General features: G+C 40.3%; 18 protein-coding genes. 10 read left to right on the forward strand and 8 right to left on the reverse strand.

Annotated elements, in window-relative coordinates:
* Positions 1–93: 93 nt before the first annotated feature.
* Positions 94–933 carry a dihydropteroate synthase gene (folP, locus tag C7972_RS11780; RefSeq protein WP_110356383.1) on the reverse strand — a complete coding sequence of 280 codons (840 nt, stop codon included), beginning with the start codon at positions 931–933 and terminating at the stop codon, positions 94–96.
* Between the two features lie 108 nt (positions 934–1,041).
* Here folP and C7972_RS11785 point away from each other — a divergent pair, with 108 nt between their 5' ends.
* The 5 genes from C7972_RS11785 to C7972_RS11805 all read left to right on the forward strand — a co-directional run bounded on the left by C7972_RS11785 (position 1,042) and on the right by C7972_RS11805 (position 4,956).
* The gene (locus C7972_RS11785; protein ID WP_110356384.1) at positions 1,042–1,590 is read left to right on the forward strand and encodes a DUF1599 domain-containing protein; all 549 of its coding nucleotides are present in this window, start codon (positions 1,042–1,044) and stop codon (positions 1,588–1,590) included.
* Between the two features lie 65 nt (positions 1,591–1,655).
* Positions 1,656–2,753: a BT_3928 family protein gene (locus C7972_RS11790; RefSeq protein ID WP_110356385.1), complete on the forward strand. Its 1,098-nt coding sequence runs from the start codon at positions 1,656–1,658 to the stop codon at positions 2,751–2,753.
* Positions 2,754–2,831: 78 nt separating this feature from the next.
* On the forward strand, positions 2,832–3,584 hold the full coding sequence (tpiA, locus tag C7972_RS11795; RefSeq protein WP_110356386.1) for a triose-phosphate isomerase: 753 nt from the start codon (positions 2,832–2,834) through the stop codon (positions 3,582–3,584).
* A 238-nt stretch (positions 3,585–3,822) separates the two neighbouring features.
* The gene (gene prmA / locus C7972_RS11800; protein ID WP_110356387.1) at positions 3,823–4,659 is read left to right on the forward strand and encodes a 50S ribosomal protein L11 methyltransferase; all 837 of its coding nucleotides are present in this window, start codon (positions 3,823–3,825) and stop codon (positions 4,657–4,659) included.
* A 21-nt stretch (positions 4,660–4,680) separates the two neighbouring features.
* Complete coding sequence (locus tag C7972_RS11805) at positions 4,681–4,956, forward strand: ATP-dependent Clp protease adaptor ClpS (protein ID WP_110356388.1); 276 nt, start codon at positions 4,681–4,683, stop codon at positions 4,954–4,956.
* A gap of 164 nt (positions 4,957–5,120) precedes the next feature.
* On the opposite strand, the gene C7972_RS11810 is transcribed toward C7972_RS11805, so the two are convergent.
* The 7 genes from C7972_RS11810 to C7972_RS11840 all read right to left on the reverse strand — a co-directional run bounded on the left by C7972_RS11810 (position 5,121) and on the right by C7972_RS11840 (position 14,183).
* Positions 5,121–5,534, reverse strand: a complete 414-nt coding sequence (locus C7972_RS11810) for a YeeE/YedE family protein (RefSeq protein WP_110356389.1) — start codon at positions 5,532–5,534, stop codon at positions 5,121–5,123.
* 120 nt (positions 5,535–5,654) lie between these two features.
* On the reverse strand, positions 5,655–6,218 hold the full coding sequence (locus C7972_RS11815) for a YeeE/YedE family protein (RefSeq protein WP_110356390.1): 564 nt from the start codon (positions 6,216–6,218) through the stop codon (positions 5,655–5,657).
* Positions 6,219–6,312: 94 nt separating this feature from the next.
* The gene (locus C7972_RS11820) at positions 6,313–8,370 is read right to left on the reverse strand and encodes an FN3 associated domain-containing protein (protein WP_110356391.1); all 2,058 of its coding nucleotides are present in this window, start codon (positions 8,368–8,370) and stop codon (positions 6,313–6,315) included.
* Positions 8,371–8,385: 15 nt separating this feature from the next.
* On the reverse strand, positions 8,386–9,879 hold the full coding sequence (locus C7972_RS11825; protein WP_110356392.1) for a DUF1501 domain-containing protein: 1,494 nt from the start codon (positions 9,877–9,879) through the stop codon (positions 8,386–8,388).
* Between the two features lie 2 nt (positions 9,880–9,881).
* The gene (locus tag C7972_RS11830; protein ID WP_258364835.1) at positions 9,882–12,206 is read right to left on the reverse strand and encodes a PSD1 and planctomycete cytochrome C domain-containing protein; all 2,325 of its coding nucleotides are present in this window, start codon (positions 12,204–12,206) and stop codon (positions 9,882–9,884) included.
* 178 nt (positions 12,207–12,384) lie between these two features.
* Positions 12,385–13,101: a LytTR family DNA-binding domain-containing protein gene (locus tag C7972_RS11835; protein ID WP_110356394.1), complete on the reverse strand. Its 717-nt coding sequence runs from the start codon at positions 13,099–13,101 to the stop codon at positions 12,385–12,387.
* Positions 13,098–14,183: a sensor histidine kinase gene (locus C7972_RS11840; RefSeq protein WP_110356395.1), complete on the reverse strand. Its 1,086-nt coding sequence runs from the start codon at positions 14,181–14,183 to the stop codon at positions 13,098–13,100. Before C7972_RS11840 ends, C7972_RS11835 begins: the two co-directional genes overlap by 4 nt.
* Before the next feature lie 315 nt (positions 14,184–14,498).
* Here C7972_RS11840 and C7972_RS11845 point away from each other — a divergent pair, with 315 nt between their 5' ends.
* From C7972_RS11845 to C7972_RS11865, 5 genes are all read left to right on the forward strand, one after another.
* On the forward strand, positions 14,499–16,376 hold the full coding sequence (locus C7972_RS11845; RefSeq protein ID WP_110356396.1) for a sodium:solute symporter family protein: 1,878 nt from the start codon (positions 14,499–14,501) through the stop codon (positions 16,374–16,376).
* Between the two features lie 81 nt (positions 16,377–16,457).
* Positions 16,458–17,423 carry a glycoside hydrolase family 130 protein gene (locus C7972_RS11850; RefSeq protein WP_110356397.1) on the forward strand — a complete coding sequence of 322 codons (966 nt, stop codon included), beginning with the start codon at positions 16,458–16,460 and terminating at the stop codon, positions 17,421–17,423.
* Between the two features lie 56 nt (positions 17,424–17,479).
* A complete protein-coding gene (locus C7972_RS11855; RefSeq protein ID WP_110356398.1) occupies positions 17,480–18,547 on the forward strand; it encodes a carbohydrate-binding family 9-like protein in 1,068 nt (355 codons plus the stop codon).
* A gap of 58 nt (positions 18,548–18,605) precedes the next feature.
* Positions 18,606–20,933 carry a family 20 glycosylhydrolase gene (locus C7972_RS11860; RefSeq protein WP_110356511.1) on the forward strand — a complete coding sequence of 776 codons (2,328 nt, stop codon included), beginning with the start codon at positions 18,606–18,608 and terminating at the stop codon, positions 20,931–20,933.
* A 128-nt stretch (positions 20,934–21,061) separates the two neighbouring features.
* Positions 21,062–23,302 (forward strand): GH92 family glycosyl hydrolase, encoded by a 2,241-nt coding sequence (locus tag C7972_RS11865; RefSeq protein WP_110356399.1) that lies wholly within the window; start codon positions 21,062–21,064, stop codon positions 23,300–23,302.
* Positions 23,303–23,310 lie beyond the last annotated feature (8 nt).

Raw genomic sequence — 23,310 nt, forward strand, 5'->3', positions numbered from 1 at the left:
AAATAGGAAATAAGCTATAACCTCAAATCAAATTCGAAAAAATGTTTTGGCCCTTTTTTGAACAATTTTTCAATGGTCGAAATTCGAAAATGGTCACAGTTGATTCCCGGTGCCATTAATGGCTTTAAACAATGTAATACATTCCATAGCCTCCTTAACGTCATGTGCCCTTAATATTTGAGAGCCCTTGGATAGGGCAAACATATGCAAGGCGGTGCTGCCGTTTAAAGCTTCTTTAGGGGAGGTATGGAGTAATTTATATATCATGGACTTTCTGCTGACCCCTGTTAAAATGGGTAGATTAAGGGAGTGCAATAGATTAAATTTTTTGAAAATTTCGTAGTTCTGTTCCAGGGTTTTAGCAAATCCAAATCCAGGATCAATAATAATGTCGTTAATACCAAACGTCCGTGCCGTGGCAACCTTTTCGGAAAAATAATAGCATATATCCAATAGTAGGTTTTCGTAATGGACCATGTCCTGCATAGTACCAGGAGTACCTTTCATATGCATCATAATATAGGGTGCCCGGTGCTTTCCAACTGTTGCCAACATTTCTGGATCCATTTCACCTGCGGATATATCGTTTATTATTGCGGCTCCCAGGGCAAGGCATTCATGCGCAACCCTACTTCTAAAGGTATCTATGGATAAAAGGATGTCCGGGAAGGTCTTGAGCAATAATTTTACGATAGGTGTAATTCTTTCCAGTTCGTCTTTTTCATCAACATGCACCGCACCTGGCCTGGAACTGTAGGCCCCAATATCTATAAAACTTGCCCCATTGGCCAACATAGTCTCTACTTGGGCAATAATCTCCGATTTGTTTTTATACTTACCTCCATCATAGAATGAGTCGGGAGTAATATTGATAATCCCCATTACTCTGGGAGTACTTAGGTCCACTAAATTTCCTTTACAGTTAATGGTCATTTTTTTTATAAGATAAATGGGAGTAAAACTTTTGGTAGTTAAGTTTAAATCTCGATTTTTGAATAGTTTAAAATTTTAAGCGAAATTTACACAAATTAGAAAGATTACATGCATAATACTTCCGAGCAATACAATGCCGTTATTAAAATTTGTAGGGACCTATTCCTAAAAAAGATGCAAGATTACGGTAGTGCATGGCGAATTTTAAGGCTTCCATCCCTAACAGATCAAATTTATATCAAAGCACAGCGCATTAGGAGTTTGCAGGAAAATGAAGTCCGCAAGGTAGACGAGGATGAAGTTTCCGAATTTATTGGAATTATTAATTATTCCGTAATGGCCTTGATTCAAATCGAAAAAGGGATAGTGGATCAACCGGATCTTTCAGCTTCGGAAGCAGTGGCCTTGTTTGATAAGCACATTTCCATCACCAAGACCTTAATGGAGAATAAGAACCATGATTATGGGGAAGCTTGGCGGGAAATGAGGGTGAGTTCCTTGACCGATTTAATTTTACAAAAATTATTGCGCGTGAAGCAAATAGAGGACAATAAAGGCAAAACTTTGGTAAGTGAAGGTATAGATGCCAACTATCAGGATATGATCAACTATGCCGTGTTTGCAATGATACATCTTGGGGAAAAGACAACATCCTAAGTGCTATTTATAAAAGCTGATAAGTGATAATGTCAATTGAATAATAATCGGAATTATATTGGAATATGAAATATATAGTGACTCTGTGTCGTGTAATTGTAGGTGTTTTATTTATTATCAGTGGTTTTATTAAATTGAACGACCCCGTTGGCTTTTCCTTTAAGTTGGAGGAATATTTCAGTCCGGGAGTACTGGATTTGGGGTTTTTAATGCCCTATGCCTTGGGGATCTCTATTATTGTGGTAATTCTGGAGGTCTTGCTCGGAGTAATGTTATTAATTGGTTTTAGAACCAAGATTACTGTGTGGAGCCTACTTTTGATGATCATTTTTTTTACCTTCCTAACCTTTTATTCCGCTTATTTTAATAAGGTTACAGATTGCGGTTGTTTTGGGGATGCCATTAAATTAACACCTTGGGAATCCTTTATCAAGGATGTAGTTTTATTGCTGCTCATTATTGTACTATTTTTGAAAGTTAAATATATTGGCTCGCCTTTAGGTGATAGCGCCAATAGACTTATTATTGGCCTTAGTTTATTGGTAAGTGCTATCTTTGCCTATTATGTTCTTAATCATTTACCGGCCTTGGATTTTAGGCCTTATAAAATTGGGGCCAACATAGAGGACGGCATGGGTGTTCCGGAGAATGCTCCGGCAGCGATTTTTGAGTACAGTTGGAAATTTAACGTTGATGGAGAGGAAAAGGTGGTGGTAACCAATGGGGACTATCCAACTGTAGATGGTGAGTTTGTAGATGTGGAAACCAAGGAGATCCAAAAGGGATACGAGCCTCCAATCCATGATTTTACCATAGAACGGGATGGTGAGGATTTGTCGGCTTCCCTACTACAGGAACCTAAATTGGTAATGGTGATAGCATATGATCTTGCAAAAAGTCATTATAGCTCTTATAGTAAGATAAAGGAGATAACGGATAAGGCTATAAAGAGTGGGTATAAGGTCATAGGAATGTCCGCTTCAGGTAAGGATTATACCCAAAAAATGAAAAAGGAATATCAATTGGGATTTGATTTTTATTTCACTGATGAAACCACTTTAAAAACAATTGTACGCTCCAATCCTGGTGTGTTGGTGTTGAAGCAAGGTACCATTGTACAGAAAGTCCATTACAACGACTTGGAAGATTTAACGTTTGAATAATTTGGTAGCAATGCCTCTAAAATTAAAAGGCCAATTAGCCTCGATCATAAAAAGTGAACAACATAAATTAAAATCAAAATGAGAAGTAAAATAGTAGCAGGAAATTGGAAAATGAACAAAAATTTAGCGGAAACGGAAGTGTTGTTGGCAGAACTTTCCGCTAAACTTCCAGATACTAAGGCAGAAGTGATGGTAGCTCCTACATTTGTCAATTTGAACGCAGCGGTAAATAAACTAAAATCGTCCACCATTGAGGTAATTGCCCAGAACATGCATTTTGCTGAAAGTGGTGCCTACACTGGTGAAATATCTGCCAATATGCTGTTGGGAATAGGGGTAGACACGGTAATTATAGGACACTCGGAAAGAAGGGCATACTTTGGGGAAACCGATGGAATTTTGGCCAAGAAAGTGGTCGCTGCCTTGGCAAAAAATATGAGGGTGATGTTTTGCTTCGGAGAGGAATTGGAAGATCGTAAGTCCGGTAACCATTTTAAAATTGTGGAAAGCCAGTTGAAAAATGCTTTATTTTCCTTAGATGCCGCTGCCTGGAGCAAGATAATTCTGGCCTACGAACCAGTTTGGGCCATCGGGACTGGGGAAACTGCTTCCCCTGAACAGGCACAGGAGATGCACGCCTTTATTCGTAAGACTATAACAGATGCCTATGATGCAGGTATAGCCAACAATGTCTCCATACTTTACGGGGGCAGTGTGAAACCAAATAATGCGGTCGAGATTTTTTCTAAACCGGATGTGGATGGTGGTTTAATTGGGGGAGCTGCCTTGGTTGCGGACGACTTTATTGCTATAATAAAGGCAATAGCTTAAAAAGCTAATAAAAAATAGTGGGATTCAAGCCGTTGATGAATGCTTTATTCGGAGGTTTGGGCGCTACAAGATAATTTAAAGGACCCCTTGATACTTCAGCGGGTCCTTTTACCCACTAAGGGGTATTTGAAAGCACCAACGCTTGGGTAGAAAAAAAGCAGTTTTCCATGGATGCCTAATAGGCATGTCCCAAGATAATTGATTGAAAAAGGGTGACTAATTAAAATGTTGGGATTAAATGTCGAATTCTATATATCTAGAGTATAATTTTAAGGTAACCCCAGTACAACCAGCTTCGGATATTCTTATTGCCGAATTGGGAGAGGTACAGTTTGAAAGCTTTGTGGAAACCGAAGAAGGGGTTCAGGCCTATATTAAAAAAGAAGATTGGTATCCAACGATCCTGGATGACCTACAGATTCTTACCAATCCCTTGTTTTCTATTGACTATGATTATTCGGAGATAGAGCAGGAGAACTGGAACGCTACCTGGGAAAGTAATTTTAACGCTATCCAAGTTGGGCAGCAATGTGTGGTTAGGGCGCCCTTTCATGAAAAGCCTAAGGTAGAATATGATATTGTTATTGAACCAAAAATGAGTTTCGGGACCGGTCATCATGAAACTACCTATATGGTGTTACAGCATTTGTTGGACCATGACTTTGTAGGGAAATCCGTTTTGGATATGGGTAGCGGCACCGGGGTTTTGGCCATTTTAGCAGCTATGAAAGGAGCAGTTGCCATAGATGCTATAGATATAGATAACTGGTGCTACCTCAATGCCAAAGAAAATGTTGAACGGAACAATTGCAATCATATTAATGTTTACGAAGGCACTGCAGATTTACTGGTAGACCAGAAATATGACATTATTATAGCCAATATTAATAGAAATATTTTGCTGGAAGACATCCCTACCTATGTTAAATGCTTAAACAAGGGTGGATTTTTGTTCCTGAGCGGATTTTATAAAGGGGATATACCTCAGATTTCTGAAAGATGTAGGATGGCTGGGCTAAAATTTGAAAAAAATCTGGAAAAGAATAATTGGGTTGCCGTAAAATATGTATTTTAGGAGGTATTAAAATTGAATTCTATGAGTACAAAGGAAAAAGTCTCGGAAGAATTACTTTTGGAAGAGGAGACTGTTAAGCAAAATGAGATTGTTTTGTTCAATGATGAGGTTAATACTTTTGATCATGTTATTGAAACTTTAATTATGGCTTGTGACCATACTCCGGAGCAGGCGGAACAGTGTTCCCTAATTGTACATTACAATGGTAAATGTACTGTTAAGACAGGGGAATATAAAGATTTAAAGCCTAGGTGTGCTAAGCTTTTGAATGCAGGATTAAGTGCTGAAATTATTTAGTAAGCCGTTGCTTTAAAACCTTTTTACTTTATTTCAAGCAAACAATGGAAACGGACTTCCCAATGTAGAGAAGGCCTGGTTAATTCCATTCCTTACTTGAATTCATAAATTGGGCTTCCGGCTATTGGTAAAATGGCCTCGGGTACGTGGCCTTTTGTATCATTTTAATGAGGTAGTTTCTTCATAAGTAACCCATAGGCAAAAGTACCCAGCAAGGCACCTGCAATTACTATCAACATGCTAAAAACACCGGTACCTACTAAAATGTACATAGGACCAGGGCAAGCCCCTGCCAATGCCCAACCTAAGCCAAAGATGGTGCCGCCAAGAATATATCTTGCAACCCCTTTATCTTTTGTTGCCAAATCCATGGTTTTGCCTTCAATGCTTTTCAACTTATATTTTTTAAAGAGCCAAATAAATAGAGCCCCTAGAAATACTGCAGACCCAATAATTCCGTACATATGAAAGGCTTGAAATTTGAACATTTCATAAATACGATACCAGGATACAGCCTCCGATTTTACCAGAACTATCCCGAAAAAGATACCTACCAACAAGAATTTTAAGAATTTCATTTTATTTATCTTATGTACTTTTTAATGAAAACAATTTTAGGCTTTTCAATTGTTGTTATTTTTACTTGTGAACTGGAAATCATGACATTCACATGGGTCATGAATATCAATTCTTCGCATTTATGTTCCGAAAATAAGGGGTAAAATAAAGAAGGTCATTATGAGGCCCCCAATAAAAAAACCTATTACGGCTATGAGCGAGGGTAATTGAAGGTTGCTCAAGCCAGTTATGGCGTGGCCAGAAGTACACCCTCCGGCGTACCGGGTTCCAAAGCCTACCAAAAAGCCTGCAATGACCAAGATTAAAATCCCTTTTATACTCATCACATTTTCCCAACTATATATTTCTGGGGGCAAAAGAGTTTCCCCAACCTCACTAAACCCTAAGGCATTTAGGTCCGAAATAGTTTCGGCACTTAGTGCAATTGCCGATCCGTCCGATAAGAATTGGGTTGCTATAAAGCCGCCAATTATTGCTCCCAAAACAACGGTCAGATTCCAGCGCTGGGCCTTCCAATCCAACCTGAAATAGTCCGAATATTTTCCTGCCCCTCCCATACTGCAAAGAGTCTGTAAATTGGAGGACATGCCAAATGTTTTTCCAAAATATACCAAAATTAGCATTACCAGGGCAATCAAGGGCCCGGAGACATACCAAGGCCAGGGTTGAAGTATATAATCCATATTAATTCTTAAGATGCAAATATAAAGTTATCTAAAATTCTCTATGTAACAATTGTTACACAAGGGATTTTGGAGGTCTAAGGATTCCTTATTCTTAATTAAGTACTATCTCGTCTACAAATAACCAACTTTTTCCCCCGGGATTGTTATGCCAGGACGGGTTCTTGAGTTGGCTCATTACCTCCACTTTAACAAAAGTGGATTTGGTTGGTGGAATATTAAGGTCGAAAAATTGGAACTTAGTATCCGAGTTGGGTTTTTCCGTTGGGATTTTCTCTGTATGGACCAGCTTAAAATTATCGCCATCCCGGGACACCCATACTTTGAAACCCGTTGGATAAAAAATCCATTTCTCGGGTGAAGAAAATGCCCCTACCGACACTGTGGATATTACCTCTTCTTTTTGGAGTTTTAGAGTGGCGGAAAATCCGCTGCCCTCGTAACCGATCCAATTGCCATCAATGAAATTGATGGTCCCCCGTTTTAGATCTATCAAGGTATTTCCTCCATTGCCCTTGTATTTTTCGTTGGGTTTGTTGTTTAGGGTTATGGAATTGGGTAGAATATTCGTTTTTTTAAAACTTACCGTTTTTACAGGACTTATTTCCCAACCAGATTTATGGCTAACAGCTTTGAGCTGGACGGAACTGGTGAGTATAATGGGTTCAATATATTTATTGGATGTGGTGTCGGGTGTGGAACCATCCAAGGTGTAATATAAGTCTACCCCTTTAAAAAAATAATCCAGGGTAACTGCAACGGAATCCTTGAAGAAATCCGTATCCGCAATTATGGTTGGCGGTTCCAAACTAGAGGGGGTAAAGAGATCCTCCTGGATGCTTACCACAGTGACCTCCTTATACGTGCTGCTAAAACTATCCAGAGCTTCCTTGGTGATTTTGGAATTCCATGGATATAATGTTTTTAATCCATTCAGGGTTGTCAATTTTTGCAGACCCTGATCTGTAATATCGGTTCCATAAATATTTAGGGACTCCAGGTGTTTAAGATCCTTTATGGATTCCATGGACTTATCCGTGATCTTCGTATTCTGTAATTGAAGTTTGGTGAGATTCTTAAAGGAGGTTAGATATGAAGAAAGGGTGTCATTAAAATTGGAGTTGCCCAAATTGAGTTCTACTATGTTTTCGGCATGTTTTTTTAATGCTTTCAGATCATTTTTTCCTAAACTTTTATTGCCGGACAGGTTGGCTATCAAAAGTGGATTTTTTTCTGCCAATTTTGTAATAATGGATCCGTTGTTGTTTATAGAGGCCAACCATTCATCAGGAACCATTGCCACCTCTTTCGCAATAAGGGCCCTTGGGGAAGTGTCCTCTTCCAAGGAATTTAAAATATCACTGATCTTTTCTGTTTTATCCAAAGTCCCGGCCACACAATCAAAACAGTTTTCATGGCCTATCCACCATTCCAATAATTGAATTTCGTGATTGGTCAATTGGACCTTGCCCTTGGGTGGCATATGCTCCTCGTCTTCCATGGGGAGTTTTATATGATGAATTAGTCTGGGAGATTCACCTTTTTCGGCCATGAATAGACTGCCGGAGTCGCCCCCTATAAGCAATTGTTCTTTGTTGGTCATGATCAGACCTCCTTTAACCTTGTTGGGATTATGGCAACTTGCACACTTATCATCCAGAATTGGCTTTACAATGTCATTGAACACAAGGGCATTATCAACGTCCGTTATGACCACTTTGGTGTTCTCTTCATTTTTAAATAGATAATCCTCCCCATGGGTCATACTTCCACCATAATGACCAGTTAGGCCTAAAAGTCCCATAACCACGAAAAAAAGGGGTAAGTATATTTTCTTGATCCAGGTCTTTGGATTCTTTTTAATAATATATAGCAATGAGCTTCCTATGGCCAATCCAACTGCCATCCATCGATGTCTAAACAACAAGGTTTCGTCATACCCGCCATTTTCGCCCAATAGCCATCCACTGCCTACAGATAATACTGTGCTTATAGCAGCAATGGCTAGGGTAAAGTTGATGATTTTTTGTTCCGTGCCTGAATCTTTTTTTCTAAAGTATAGTTCCATTAGAAAAGCCAGTACTAATATGCCTATGGGCAAATGTACCAATAGGGGGTGTAGACGGCCAAGGCTTATAATCTGTAATATCATTCTTTGGTTATAGGTTTAGGTTAGGATATCCTTTACAATATGGCCTTCCACATCTGTTAGTCTAAACCTTCTGCCTTGGTACTTATAGGTTAATTTCTCATGGTCTATTCCCAATAAGTGCAACATTGTAGCTTGGAAATCATGGACATGTACCGGATCCTTTACAATATTGTATCCAAAATCATCCGTTTCCCCATACACAATACCAGGTTTAACACCACCTCCGGCCATCCAAATGGTAAAAGATCTTGGATGGTGGTCCCTACCGTAATTGGTATCTGTTAAAAGGCCTTGTGAATAATTGGTCCTTCCAAATTCCCCTCCCCAAATTACCAAGGTGTCCTCCAACAATCCGCGTTGTTTTAAATCGGCCACCAGGGCAGCAGAAGCTTGGTCAACGTCTTTTGCCTGTTTGGCAATGGCTCCAGGGAGATTGTCGTGTTGATCCCAACCCATGTGGTAGAGTTGGATGAAGCGTACATCTTGCTCCGCTAATCTTCTGGCTAAAAGACAATTTGCGGCGTAGGTTCCCGGTATTTTGGCTTCAGGTCCGTACATTTCATAGATATAATCGGGCTCATTGGCAGTATCCATAACATTGGGAACGGAGGTTTGCATCCTATACGCCATTTCATATTGGACAATCCTACTTTTTATTTCTGGATCACCTGAATCTTGATAATGCTTGTCGTTCAATTCGGCCAAATTGTCCAGCATTTCACGTTTCACTTCCTTGGTAATGCCCTTGGGGTCGTTTAAATACAACACAGGATCCTTGGCAGCCCTAAATTGAACGCCTTGGTGCAGGGAATGCAAAAATCCATTGCCCCAAAGCCTAGTGTACAAAGGTTGCCCGTTGGGCCTTCCTGTACCCCGCGACAATAGAACGGTGAATGCCGGGAGGTTTTCATTTTCACTGCCCAAGCCATAACTTAGCCAGGATCCAATACTAGGCCTTCCGGGTTGTTGGGACCCTGTCTGGAAGAAGGTCACCGCAGGATCATGATTGATGGCTTCGGTATACATGGATTTTATAATGCAGAGTTCATCTACCATTTTAGCAGTATAGGGTAGAATATCACTAATGTAGGTGCCGTTCTTGCCGTGTTGGCTAAAATTATGTAGGGAACCGACCAACGGAAATTTGTCCTGTCCCGCCGTCATCCCCGTAAGCCGTTGCCCGTTCCTGATAGATTCCGGCAAATCTTCCCCACGTCTTTTGTTCAGAAGTGGTTTATAGTCGAAAAGTTCCAATTGGGAAGGCCCTCCGCTTTGAAACAGATATATGACCCTTTTAATTTTTGCAGGGTGATGCAGTGAATTTAAAATTCCTTTCACCCCTTCCAAACTATCATCCTTGGTAAGTATGCCATTTTTATTCTTTCTAAAAAGGTTGGCACCCAAAAGGGATGCCAGGGCTACCCCGCCTACTCCCAAGGCCGTTTTTCCTAAAAATGACCTTCGGTTTAAAATCAAGGATCGTTCTTCTATAATTTTTTTTTCGCTCATGATCAACCCCTGGTTATAGTTTCATCTAAGTTTAAAATGGTATGTGCCGTTAACGCCAATGCGGCCAATTGTTTTTTTGAATAGCTCTCGTCTATTTCATAATCGCCAATGGACAGGTAGTCCTGTGGGTCTATTCCTTCTTCATCCACTTTTTGGAGCATACTGGTGTAATAATTGTTCAGCATGGATAACTCATCTTCATCCGGAGATCTGGATGTTGCCAGCTTGAAAATGTATTTTATTTGATCAATTATTTCTGTATTGCGATCAATGGCGTTTTTGGCAATTAGCCGCGATGCCTCAATTATTTGTGGATCGTTTAACAATACCAATGCCTGTAAGGGTGTGTTCGTTTCTTGCCGTTTTACCGTACAAAGATCCCTGGATGCCGCGTCAAAAGTCATCATGCTTGGCGGGGGAACGGTTCTTTTCCAAAAGGTATACAAACTTTTTCTGTATAGATCTTTTCCGGTGCTGGTTATGTAAGTGGCCGTACTTCCTCCACCTCCACCAGTGGTGGCTTCCCAAATTCCGGCGGGTTGATACGGCTTAACGCTTGGTCCACCAACCTCTTTGTTGAGCAGTCCACTGATCTTCAGGGCTTGGTCCCTAATTAATTCGGCTGTTAGCCTTAACCTTGGCGCACGTGCCAAGAGACGGTTTTCCGGGTCCAATTCCTGTAATTTTTTGGATACCTTGCTGCTTTGTTGATAGGTTGCGGAAAGGGCCATATATTTTAATATTTTTCTGGTATCCCAACCTTCTTCCTTTAATTTGATGGCCAGAAAGTCCAGCAATTCGGGATGTGTTGGCAAGGAGCCTTGGTTGCCGAAATCGAAGGAAGATGCCACCAAACCTCTGCCGAACATACGTTGCCAAAATCTATTTACGGTAACCCTAGCGGTCAAAGGATTGTCTTCGTGAAACAACCATTTGGCCAGTCCCAATCTATTTTTGGGATAGTCCTCAGGGAAAGGTAGAATGGACTCTGGTGTATTGGGATAGACCTGAGTAGTGGGTTGGTCATAGACACCCCTGTTCAAGATATAGGAGGGCCTAATTTCCTCCATTTCGTTCATGACCATAACGGGAACTTCCTTCATGGAGGATTTTTGGAGTTGAACAAAACTTAATACACCGTTTTTCTCCTTTTCGGTAATGGTCATATAGGGTTTTGGAATTTTTCCCGCCCCCCCGGGGGTCAGTCCCAATTCGTCAATATTGTTGAAGAAACTGAACAATTCAAAATGGTTTTTTTGACTTATAGGATCATATTTGTGATCATGGCAGCGGGCGCATTCCAACGTTAGACCCAGAAAGGCGGTTCCAAATGTCACCGCCCTGTCCTCTACGTACTCAATACGATATTCTTCGGGTATAACCCCACCCTCAAAGGTGATCTTGTGGTTCCTGTTGAAGCCGGTGGCAAGAATTTGTTCCGCATTGGCATTGGGCAAAAGATCTCCTGCCAATTGATAGGTTACAAATTGGTCATAGGGCATGTTCTGTTTAAAGGCGTGAATTACCCAATCTCGCCATGGCCACATGATACGTTCAAAATCGTCTTGGTATCCATGGGTGTCCGCATATCGGGCTATATCCATCCATTCGGCGGACATGTTCTCTGCATAATCGACCGTGTTTAGCAGGGAATCAATAATTTCTTCATAAGCAGTAGGGGAATCATTGTTGACGAAAGCGTTTATCTGTTCCACGCTTGGTGGTAGCCCGGTAAGGTCAAAACACACTCTTCTTAGCATTTTTTCCTTGGAAGCTTTTTTACTGGGTTCCAAGCCGTTTTGTTCCAGTTGTGATAAAACAAATTGATCAATTTCATTTTGGGCCCATGTAGTATTATTTGTTTTGGGGATGCTCGGTTTTTCTGGAGCAATAAAGGCCCAATGTTCTTTGTATTCGGCACCTTGTTCTATCCATTTTTTTAGGATTTCCTTCTCGTATTTGGTGAGGGTTAGGTTGGATTCCGGGGGCGGCATCAGCAAGGACTCGTCTGTTGTAAATAACCTATTGACCAATTCACTGTTTTCTATATCGCCAGGAACAATGGCGTAATGATCCTTCTTTTTGCCCAATGCCATATAGGCATCTTGGGCAGTGTTTAGGGATAGTCCACCCTCTATGGCATTTTTATCGGGACCATGGCATTTAAAACATCGGTCCGATAGGATCGGTTTTACGTGAAAAGTAAAGTCTATTTTATCGGGAATTCTTCCATTGGTATCAGCATTGTCGGTTGTTCCGGACGTTTGTGCCCCAGTGTTGCAACCAAAGGCAATTAAAACAGGAAGGAATGCCAGTATTGAATACAACCGTTTTGGGAAGCGGACAAAAAATTTTCTTACGGGATGGGACAACATTTTGACTTTAAATAAATTAATACCTTCTAAGATAGATGGTTTGCAATAATTTAACGTTAAATTTCGACAAATGACAATCCCGAGCAGCTAAATGCTGCCAAAAAAAAGAATTAAGTGTATTTTGGACGGTTTATTCCAATCCGTCATGTAAAATTTTGCTCTTTACTTCGTTAAGATAGCTACGCCCAATGGTATATCTAATGCCCTGTACTTCTACACTGTTGCCTTCAATGGCATCGATCTTGTTAATGGCTATGGTATAGGATCTATGTATTCTGATAAATTTGTCCGCAGGGAGTTCATCGGTAAAACTGCTAAGGGTTTTGTGGATGATATGTTTGCTGGCCTTGGTCTTTATCCTGATGTAATCCTTTAAGCTTTCTATTACAATAATGTCATCCAAATAAATTTTCTGCAATTTTTTCTTATCCACCTTTACGAAAATACTGGGATTATCATTGGTCGCAGGCGTTTCATTTTTGGCGCCTCCTTCCTTTAAATTGATAATTCTATTGACGGTTTTTAAAAACCTATGGAAAGGTATGGGTTTCACTAAATAGTCTATGGCCTCCAATTCAAAACTTTTAAGGGCATAATCTTCATGGGCCGTTGTCATAACTACCATGGCCTTAGAATTTACACTGCCTAACAGGTCAAGACCGTTCATTATGGGCATATTGATATCGAGGAATACGATATCTACCTCATTTCTTTGTAAAAAGGTAGAGGCGTCAATGGCATTGGTAAAGGTCTGAATCAGTTCCAATTCCTTGATTTGTTCTACATAGTTTTTTAATATGTTGATTGCCAGTGGTTCATCGTCAATAATTATTACCTTAAAACTCATTGCACTTTTAATTTAAGAATAACATTAAACATTTTGTCTTTTTCAAAGATTGATAAGTTGTAATCTTTGGGTTCATAACCCAGTTCCAAACGTTTTTTTACGTTGGCAAGTCCTATTCCGCCAACTTCTGGGTTTATTCTGTTGCTCGACTTATTTTGGGGGATGTTGTTGCTTATTTCAAAATTCAGGATGTCGTCCACAATTTCCAAATTAATTTTGATATACATACTGCCAATATTTTTACTGGCACCATGTTTAAAGCTATTCTCTATAAAGGGCATTAGGAGCATGGGGGCAATACCCTTTCCTTCAATATCGCCAGAAACGTTCATATCAATTTTTAAGGAATTGTCAAATCGGATACGCTCCAGATCGATATAGTTTTGGATACATTCAATTTCCTTGGTCAAATCCTGATAGGGTTTGTCCGTAGCATATAGCAAATAACGCATTAATTCTGATAATCTTAGGACCACTTGGGGAGCCTTGTCCGATTTTTCTAAAGTTAGCGAATAAATGTTATTAAGAGTGTTAAAGAAGAAATGAGGGGAAACCTGTGCTCTCAGGAATTTTAATTCAGTGGTCAGCTGTCTTTTTTCCAGTTCATGGAGTTTACTGTTTTCATTTAACCAATCTACCGTAATTTTTATGGCCGTAACAAACGACATTACATAAAGTTCCCCCAGCATGGTAACTATGGCATAATTTAATGTAAGGCTTTCAACATCTCCGGCTTCGGGCATTACGTTGTTGCTTACCAAGTAGTAAGTAAGGTTGAATTTTACCAAAAGTCCTATAAGTAAAGATGTCAGAAGTAAAATAGTATAAGTGATATATCGTTTTTTATAAACGAACTTGGGCATTAAAAAATAAATATTGAGGTATGCCAGGGCCATATGTATGGGGAATCCCAACAAGTTGGTTTTTATGGAATAGGCAAAATCCTGATGCAGATTTCCCCAGCGGAAAATATTGAATAAAATATATACGGCCCAAAAAATGATATGGTGCCTATAGTTGATGTTGAAATCACCGGAACTATTTCTACTGAGTAATTTATGATTTAGATTTTTAATTGTCATGAGAATTGATCACAGTCTTGATTTCTAAAAATTGGCGTTTGGCTTTACGGGTTGGTTGTTGGTCTAATTTTATTCCTCTTCCTGAAAAAAAATTAAATATTTAGTTCAGGTAAATGGAATGCCCATGTTGGTTTTTGTTTACTTTTTTGAAAAATCGCCAATACAGTCTTGAAAATTTGGGGAATTTATAAAAAAAATAAGAGTTCTTGTCGTTAGTAGCTAAAAAACACAAGGCTGTAATATTTTTTAACCGTTTTTATTTAAAAAAAACCACGGGTTGACACGTTTTTGGCTTCAACCTTAAAAATAAATTAAATGAATGTAATTGATGTAGCCATAATTGTTGCCTATATAGTGTTGACCCTCTTTGTAGGTATTTGGGTTTCAAAAAAAGCATCCAAGGGGCTCAAGTCGTACTTTTTAGGGGGGAACAACATAAAATGGTATTATTTGGGGCTTAGTAATGGTTCTGGTATGTTCGATGTTTCGGGTACTGCTTGGATGGTAGGGATACTATTTTTGTATGGAGTAAAGAGCTTCATGTTCATGTGGCTATGGCCAATTTGGAATCAAATTTTTGTGATGATGTTTTTAGCCGTCTGGATTCGGCGATCAAATATTATGACCGGATCGGAATGGATACTTACCCGCTTTGGAGACGATAGGGCAGGGAGGGCTTCCCACAGTATAGTCGCTGTATTTGCTATTGTTGCTGCCGTTGGATTTATTGCTTATTTTTTTGAAGGCGTGGGTAAATTTTTGACCATTATCCTGCCTTGGGATATGACCCTGCATATTGGGGAAATGGTTTTGTTGAACTCAGAACAGTCCTATGCCATGATCATCATATTTTTGACCACGATCTATACGGTAAAGGGAGGGATGTTCTCGGTGGTAGCTACCGAAGTACTGCAATATATCATTATGGTCGTTGCCGGAGTGCTGGTAGCGGGCTATGCCTTTTTTGCTTTCACGGATGTAGAGATCAATTCGGTAATAAGTGCCGAATGGAAAAATCTGTTCTTTGGTTGGGAATTGGGAACCCATTGGGACAAGGATTTTCAGGCATTTAATAATTTGATCGATTCCGAGGGGTATAAAATGTTTGGAGCCTTGATAGGAATGACGCTTTTTAAAGGTTTCTTTGCGAGTATAGCAGGCCCTACCCCTAGTTATGACCTTCAGCGCATATTGTCTACCAGAACAGTCAAAGATGCTGCCTATATGAGCGGGTTTACCAATTTGGTATTGTTCATTCCCAGGTATTTGCTCATATCCGGGATAGTGGTCATTGCTTTAGTGGTACTAAGCCCGGAAATGATCGCTAACCCTTCGCTTACAGGAGCTGAACTGGAGGTGCTACTTCCCAAAGTAATTAACTTTCACGTTCCGGTAGGGATAAAGGGATTGTTGTTGGCAGGGTTGCTTGCAGCGTTTATGTCTACTTTCTCCGCTTTTGTCAACGCTGGCCCTGCTTATTTGGTCAATGATATTTATAAAAAGTATTTTAGACCCGAAGCATCGCAAAAGCATTATATTAAAGTGAGTCATATAGCGTCGTTTTTAGTGGTGATTTTAGGTGTTGTTATGGGCTTTTTCGCGGATTCCATCAATTCCCTCACCCTTTGGATAACAAGTGCCCTTTTTGGAGGTTACGTAGCAGCAAATTTTTTAAAATGGATTTGGTGGCGATTTAATGGCTGGGGCTATTTTTGGGGTATGTTGTCCGGCTTGATTGTTGCTTCCCTGCAATTTGTACTGGATAACAACAAGGGCAATTTTGTGGAGGATGGTTTATTGTATAATCTTTCCCATGTTCATGCCATTTATCTTTTTCCGATAATTTTTGGAGTTTCCATGTTAGGATCGTTTTTGGGAACCTATTTTAGCCCGGCTACCGATAAGGAAGTATTAAAGTCGTTCTATAAAAATGTGAAACCTTGGGGTTGGTGGAGTCCGATATATAAAGAACTGAAAGCGGAAGACCCTGCTTTTGAAAAGAATAATGAGTTTTGGCGGGATATGATGAACTGTATCATTGGTATTATTTGGCAGTCCAGTATGATCGTTCTTCCAATATATTTTATGATCAGGGATTACCCAAAGGCAATTATAGCCTTGGTTGTTTTTGGCATTACCTCTGCAATTCTAAAATTCACTTGGTTGGATAAGGTTAGAAAAATACCCAATTAGGATATAATTGATATGCCCCATATTAAAGTCTGGGATAGTTTAAATTAGTAGGATAAAGTTTAATTTTAAATATAAGATAAAGTGAGTAACATTCCTTGGCAAGAAAGGCCTGCCCAAAGTACTGATGTAGTTTGGCGATATACGGAGAACCCAGTGGTGAAGAGGGATGCAATTCCTTCTTCCAACAGTATTTTTAATAGTGCGGTAGTGCCGTTCAAAGATGGCTTTGCCGGGGTCTTCCGCTGTGATAACAAGGCGGTGCAGATGAACATTTTTGCCGGATTCAGTAAAAATGGGATAGACTGGGATATTAACCATGATCCTATTCAGTTTCAGGCAGGTAATACCACTATGATCGAATCTGACTATAAATACGACCCTAGGGTGGTCTTTATTGAGGATAGGTATTGGATCACCTGGTGTAACGGATACAACGGACCAACCATTGGTATTGGGTATACCTTCGATTTCAAAGAATTTTTTCAATGTGAAAATGCCTTCTTGCCCTTTAATAGGAATGGCGTATTATTTCCAGAAAAAATTGATGGCAAATATGCAATGTTGAGTCGCCCAAGTGATAATGGACATACCCCTTTTGGCGACATATATATTAGTTATAGTCCGGATATGAAATATTGGGGGGAACATCGTTGTGTAATGAAGGTGACCCCTTTTGTGGATAGCGCATGGCAATGCACCAAGATTGGGGCAGGGCCAATTCCAATACTTACCGATGAGGGGTGGTTAACCTTTTACCATGGGGTAATTAATACCTGTAACGGATTTAGATATTCCATGGGAGCGGCTATTTTGGACAAGGAGCATCCAGATAAGGTACTGTATAGGACCAAACCTTATCTGTTATCCCCACAGACCAATTATGAATGTGTGGGCGATGTACCAAACGTGGTGTTTCCATGTGCCGCACTGTATTCAATTGAAGAGGATAAGGTAGCCATTTATTATGGAGCTGCGGATACGGTTACGGGCTTGGCCTTTGGGCGTATATCCGAAATTCTAAAGTTCACAAAGGAGAATAGTTTGTAATCCGTGGGGACCTACACGGCTTTTGCTTATTAAATAGAAATAATAAAAATCAAAATATGAAGACCACATTTTCCATCCAAACCAGAACTTGGTCATTGGCACTATTGTTTTTATGCGCTGGCTTTACCGCAATAAAGGGTCAAGAGCTTATACCAAGAAACTATGTTGCATTTAAGGCAAGTGAAACACTGACTATAGACGGGAAAGGGGAAGACGCTTCTTGGCAAAAAGCACCTTGGTCCCAAGATTATATCGATATCGAAGGAAAATTGATACCTGATTATAGGACCAGAATGAAAATGTTGTGGGACAATGAGTACCTATATGTTTTGGCAGAAATGGAGGAGCCCCATGTTTGGGCTACCTTAAAACAACGGGACACCGTTATTTTTTACAATAATGATTTTGAGATTTTTATAGACCCCGATGGGGATACCCACAATTATTACGAATATGAGATGAATGCCCATAATACATTGTGGGATTTGTTTCTAACCAAACCCTATAGGAATCATGGCAAAGTAATAGACAGTTGGGATATACAAGGGGTAAAATCAGCGGTAAGTATTGATGGTACACTGAATGATTCATCCGATTTGGACAAAGGATGGACCGTTGAAATAGCTATTCCATGGACGGTGATCACCGAAGCAAGCAATAGTAATAATGTGCCGGAAAACGATTTTTGGAGGATCAACTTTTCCAGGGTAAATTGGAAATTTGATTTAACGGACGGGAGGTATTCCAGGAAAAAGGACAATAATGGCAAGTTTATGCCCGAGTATAATTGGGTTTGGTCACCTCAAGGAGTTATCAATATGCATGAACCGGAGCACTGGGGGTATGTTTATTTTTCTTCAGAAGAAGTAGGAGGAAAGGATAGTTTTTCCATTCCAAAGGACGATTATATAAAATGGTATTTGTATTCGGTATACAGAGGGGTTCTACAAGAAAAAAAGAATGCCGAAAAACGGGTGTCAGCACCTACGATTATATTGGGCAAGTCTATAAAACCCAATTTGGACAAGCACCGATTTGGATATGATATTTGGGTTAAAAGCCCATTTACAGGAAAAATATTGACGATAAGCGAGGATGGTAAATTTCGAAGTGTCGATGAATAATAGTGATGCGTTCTTATAAATTTTTGGGTGGTCAAGGGAAATGAATAAAGGGAGTATAATGAAAAAGACAGTAATTCAAAGCTTTAGTGTAATTCTTTTGGTGGTCCTAATGGGTTGTAAAGAGGAAAGCAAAACCATATTTACGGAGGGTGATATAAATATCGTTCCCAAACCTTTGGAAATGACATTTAACCAAGGGGCTTTCCGCTTTAACAAGGAAACCAAATTGGTGGCGCCAAAGGATCATGAGGAGACTCTGGACGTATTGAAGGATAGATTTACCGCGGCTGCCGGATGGGACCTGGAGGTGGTACCCACAGCACCAAGTAGTAACTTTGTCCTGTTATCCACGGATTCGTCCTTGGCGGAGGAAGGCTATAGTCTAAAGGTCACCGATAATCAAGTGGTTATTAGGGCCAATGATTATAATGGTTTTTTGTATGGCTTGGAAACAATTAGGCAATTACTTCCAGTCGCCATAGAAAATAAAAGCGTGGTCACCAATATTAATTGGGATATTCCCACTGTTGAAATTAAGGATAGTCCTCGTTTTAAATGGCGAGGGTTTATGTTGGATGTTTCCAGACACTTTTTTGAAAAGGAATATGTTCTGTCTACCATAGATCAATTGGCCTTATTAAAAATGAATACCCTGCACTTGCATTTGGTAGATGATCAGGGCTGGCGAATAGAAATAAAAAAGTACCCTAAATTAACGGAAGTAGGCGGGTTTAGGGTAGACCAGGAAGACAAGCCATGGAATGCAAGACCTACACCGGATTTGGGTACGGAGACCACTTATGGCGGATTTTATACGCAAGAGGATATTAAGGAAATTGTGGCTTATGCCAGTCGTAAGGGAATTACTGTGGTTCCGGAAATAGAAATGCCGGCCCATGTAATGAGTGCTATAGCGGCATATCCTGAGTTATCATGTTTTCAAAATCCGATCATGGTACCCTCTGGAGGGGTATGGCCCATAACTGAAATATATTGCGCTGGGAAGGATTCGACTTTTGAATTTTTGGAGAACGTTTTACGGGAGGTGATGGAATTGTTTCCGTCCCCATACATCCATGTGGGTGGGGATGAGGCTACCAAGACCAATTGGAAGATATGCCCTGATTGCAAAAAAAGAGTAGCCGCGGAAGGCTTGGACAATGTTGAGGAACTTCAAAGCTATTTTATACAACGTATGGAACGTTTTTTAAGCAGTAAGGGAAGAACCTTATTGGGGTGGGATGAAATATTGGAAGGCGGTTTGGCTCCGGGCGCCACTGTTATGAGCTGGCGCGGGGTAAAAGGTGGCTTGGAAGCCTCCGAAGCTGGTCACGATGTAGTGATGACCCCTAACTCACATTGTTATTTTGATTATTACCAAGGGGACCAAGATGTTGAGCCTTTGGCTTGGGGAGGAAACCTGTCCCTTAGTAAGGTCTATCAATTTGACCCTGTGGTTGAAGGGATGAGCGAGCAGCAGGGCAAGCATGTCTTAGGAGGTCAGGCTAATTTATGGACGGAATATGTCCCGACCAATGACCAGGCGGAGTATATGACCTATCCGCGTTTGGCCGCTTTGGCAGAAGCTGTTTGGAGTAGTAAGGATAATAAGAATTGGAATGATTTTTCCAACAGGGTAGGTAGTCTATTCCAGAGATATGGAATCATGGGTGTCAATTATGCCAAAAGTGTCTACCAGGTTACAACAGAAACTACCGTCAATCCCGAAAGTGCCGTTATTTCCATAGCACTTATATCGGAATTTCCGGGTTCGGAGATCCGTTATACCCTTGATGGTAGTAACATTACCACAACATCGGAAAAATACACCGATCCTATAGAAATCACAAAGACAACAACCCTCAAGGCACAAGTTTTTAAGGAAGATAGACCTGCCGGTGCCTTGTTTGAAAAAACAATTACCTATCATAAAGCTGTGGGTAAACCTGTAACCTATTTAAATAAATATCACGATAGTTACCAGGGAGCCAAAGAATTGGGGATGGTAAATGTAGTTCGTGGGTCCAAGAATTTTCACGACGGACAATGGCAGGGATGGTTAGGTGATGATATGGAGTTGGTGATTGATATGGAGTCCCCTACGGAAATGGAACAAGTAACGGTGGGAGCCTTGGAAAACCAAGGTTCCGGAATCTACTTTCCTATCCAGGTCGAGATTTTTCTTTCGGATGATGGCAAATCATACAGAAGTGCAGGAATTGTAAAAAGGGAATATACGGCAAACAATGGTTCGGAATTAAAAGATTTTATAATTGGACTAGGGAAACAAACCGCTAGATATATTAAAGTTAAGGCAACAAATTTAGGATCTCCGCCATCAGGAGGTGGCTCATGGATGTTTATTGATGAGGTGGTAGTGGAATAGTTTGGGGACTTGGGAAAACACACCCATAACCCCCACCAAAATTCAGGTGAGGCTTTCTTGATAGGGATTGTATGTGTAAATTTAAGATGGCACATATTCAGAACAAACATATATAGCAAAACATAAGGATGGGTTTACAGAATAAATTAGTATTGATATTGGTAGTTTGTGCTCTTGGAGCCTACGCCCAAAAGCAACCGGTAGAGTATGTGAACCCTTTTATAGGGACTTCAAATTTTGGGACTACCAATCCCGGGCCTATAGCGGTAAGAGGTATGGTGAGTGTATCTCCCTTTAATGTGGCTGGACCTAAAAATTTGCCCTTGGAAAAAGACAGTCGATGGCTGTCTACCCCTTACGTGCAGGAGAATACCTTCTTAACAGGATTCAGCCATGTTAATTTAAGTGGGGTGGGCTGTCCGGAATTAGGGGTAATATTGGCCATGCCCACTACAGGGGGGCTTGAAGTTGATTATCTAAAATACGGAAGTTCCTATTCCAATGAGGTTTCCAAAGTAGGATACTATTCCAATACGTTGGATGATTATAATATAAAAGTGGAGGCAACGGCAACTACTAGGGTAGGGGTGAGCAAATATTTCTTTCCGAAAGGGGATGCCAATATTTTAATAAATCTTGGTTTGGGACTTACCAATGAACAAGGCGCCGCTGTTAGGGTAGTTTCACCCACAGAAATTGAAGGAGTTCGTTCTGTTGGTTCATTTTGTTATTACAAACCAGAAGAAGCATACCCCGTTTATTTTGTGGCAAAGTTTTCCAAGCCTGCGACCGAGTATGGGGTTTGGAAGAAACCAACTACTTATACAGGTACCGAAGCCGAATGGATGGGCTATAATGGAAAAACTAGGATAATGCCAGGGTATACCATGGAAGTTATAGGCGATAGTATAGGGAGTTATATGCGATATAACTTTAAAGAGCCCACGGTAGTGGAAATGAAAGTTGGAATCTCTTATGTCAGTATTGAAAACGCCCGGGAAAACTTGGAAAAGGAAACATCAACGCGAAGTTTTGACCAAATCTTGACAGAGTCCAAGGAGAATTGGAACAGATATTTGTCCAAGATTGAGGTAGAAGGGGGTGCTGAAGGGGATAAGGTTAAGTTTTATACCGCTTTATATCACACTTTGATCCATCCCAGTACCCTGAATGATTATAATGGCGATTATCCCAAAATGGGAACTAGGGAAATTTTAAGGACCCAGGATACCCGATATACCGTATTTTCCCTATGGGATACCTATAGGAATTTGCATCAGCTTATGAGTTTGGTTTATCCAAGACAACAATCCGATATGGTGAAGAGTATGTTGCAGATCTATGATGAGAGCGGGTGGCTGCCAAAATGGGAGTTGAACGCCACGGAAACGACTACTATGGTAGGGGATCCGGCCGGAATTGTCATCGCCGATACCTATTTGAAGGGTATAAAGGATTTTGATGTGGAAAAGGCCTATGCAGCTATGGTCAAAAGTGCAGATCAGATTGAAAATAATCCCCTTCGCCCTGGACTAAAAGATTATTTGAAAAAAGGATACCTCACCACCAAAACCACCAATAGTGGATCTGTATCAACCACCCAGGAATATAATATTTCGGACTATGCCATAGCCCAATTGGCCAAAATATTGGGTAAAAAAGAGGACTATAAACGTTTTTCCAAAAGGTCTATCTCATACAGGAACCTTTTCGATAGGGAATTTAATTTACTGAGACCTAGAAATGATGACGGATCCTGGTTAAGTCCCTATAATCCGGAAGCCGGAGCCAACTTTGTGAAAAATCCGGGATTTATTGAAGGCAATGCATGGCAGTATTCATTTATGGTCACCCATGATGCCAAGGGCCTTATGAAACTTATGGGTGGGCCAAAACATTATGTAAATAAATTGCAGGATGTCTTTGATAAGGGGCATTATGATATGGCCAATGAGCCGGATATTGCCTATCCCTATTTATTCAATTATGTGAAGGGAGAGGAAAGACGGACCCAGCAAATAGTTTCGGATTTGCTAGATCAATATTATAGGGATGCGCCGGACGGACTCCCGGGGAATGACGATACGGGTACCATGTCCGCTTGGGCCGTGTTTTCAATGATGGGTATTTATCCCATAAGTCCTTCAAATCCAATTTACACTATAGCAACGCCACGGTTTAATAAGATAACCATACATTTGGATAGTGATTATTATCAGCAGGAAAAAATTACTATAATTTCAAACTTTTCAGAGCAGAACCGGTTTATTGAAAAGATAAGGATAGACGGAAAACCCCATATGGGGTATTTCATAGGACATGATGAATTGGTAAATGGCAAAACATTGGAGCTGAAATTGTACAAATAGGTTAAAAT

This window comes from Arenibacter sp. ARW7G5Y1 (genome assembly GCF_003201775.1).
Taxonomy (GTDB): Bacteria; Bacteroidota; Bacteroidia; order Flavobacteriales; family Flavobacteriaceae; genus Arenibacter.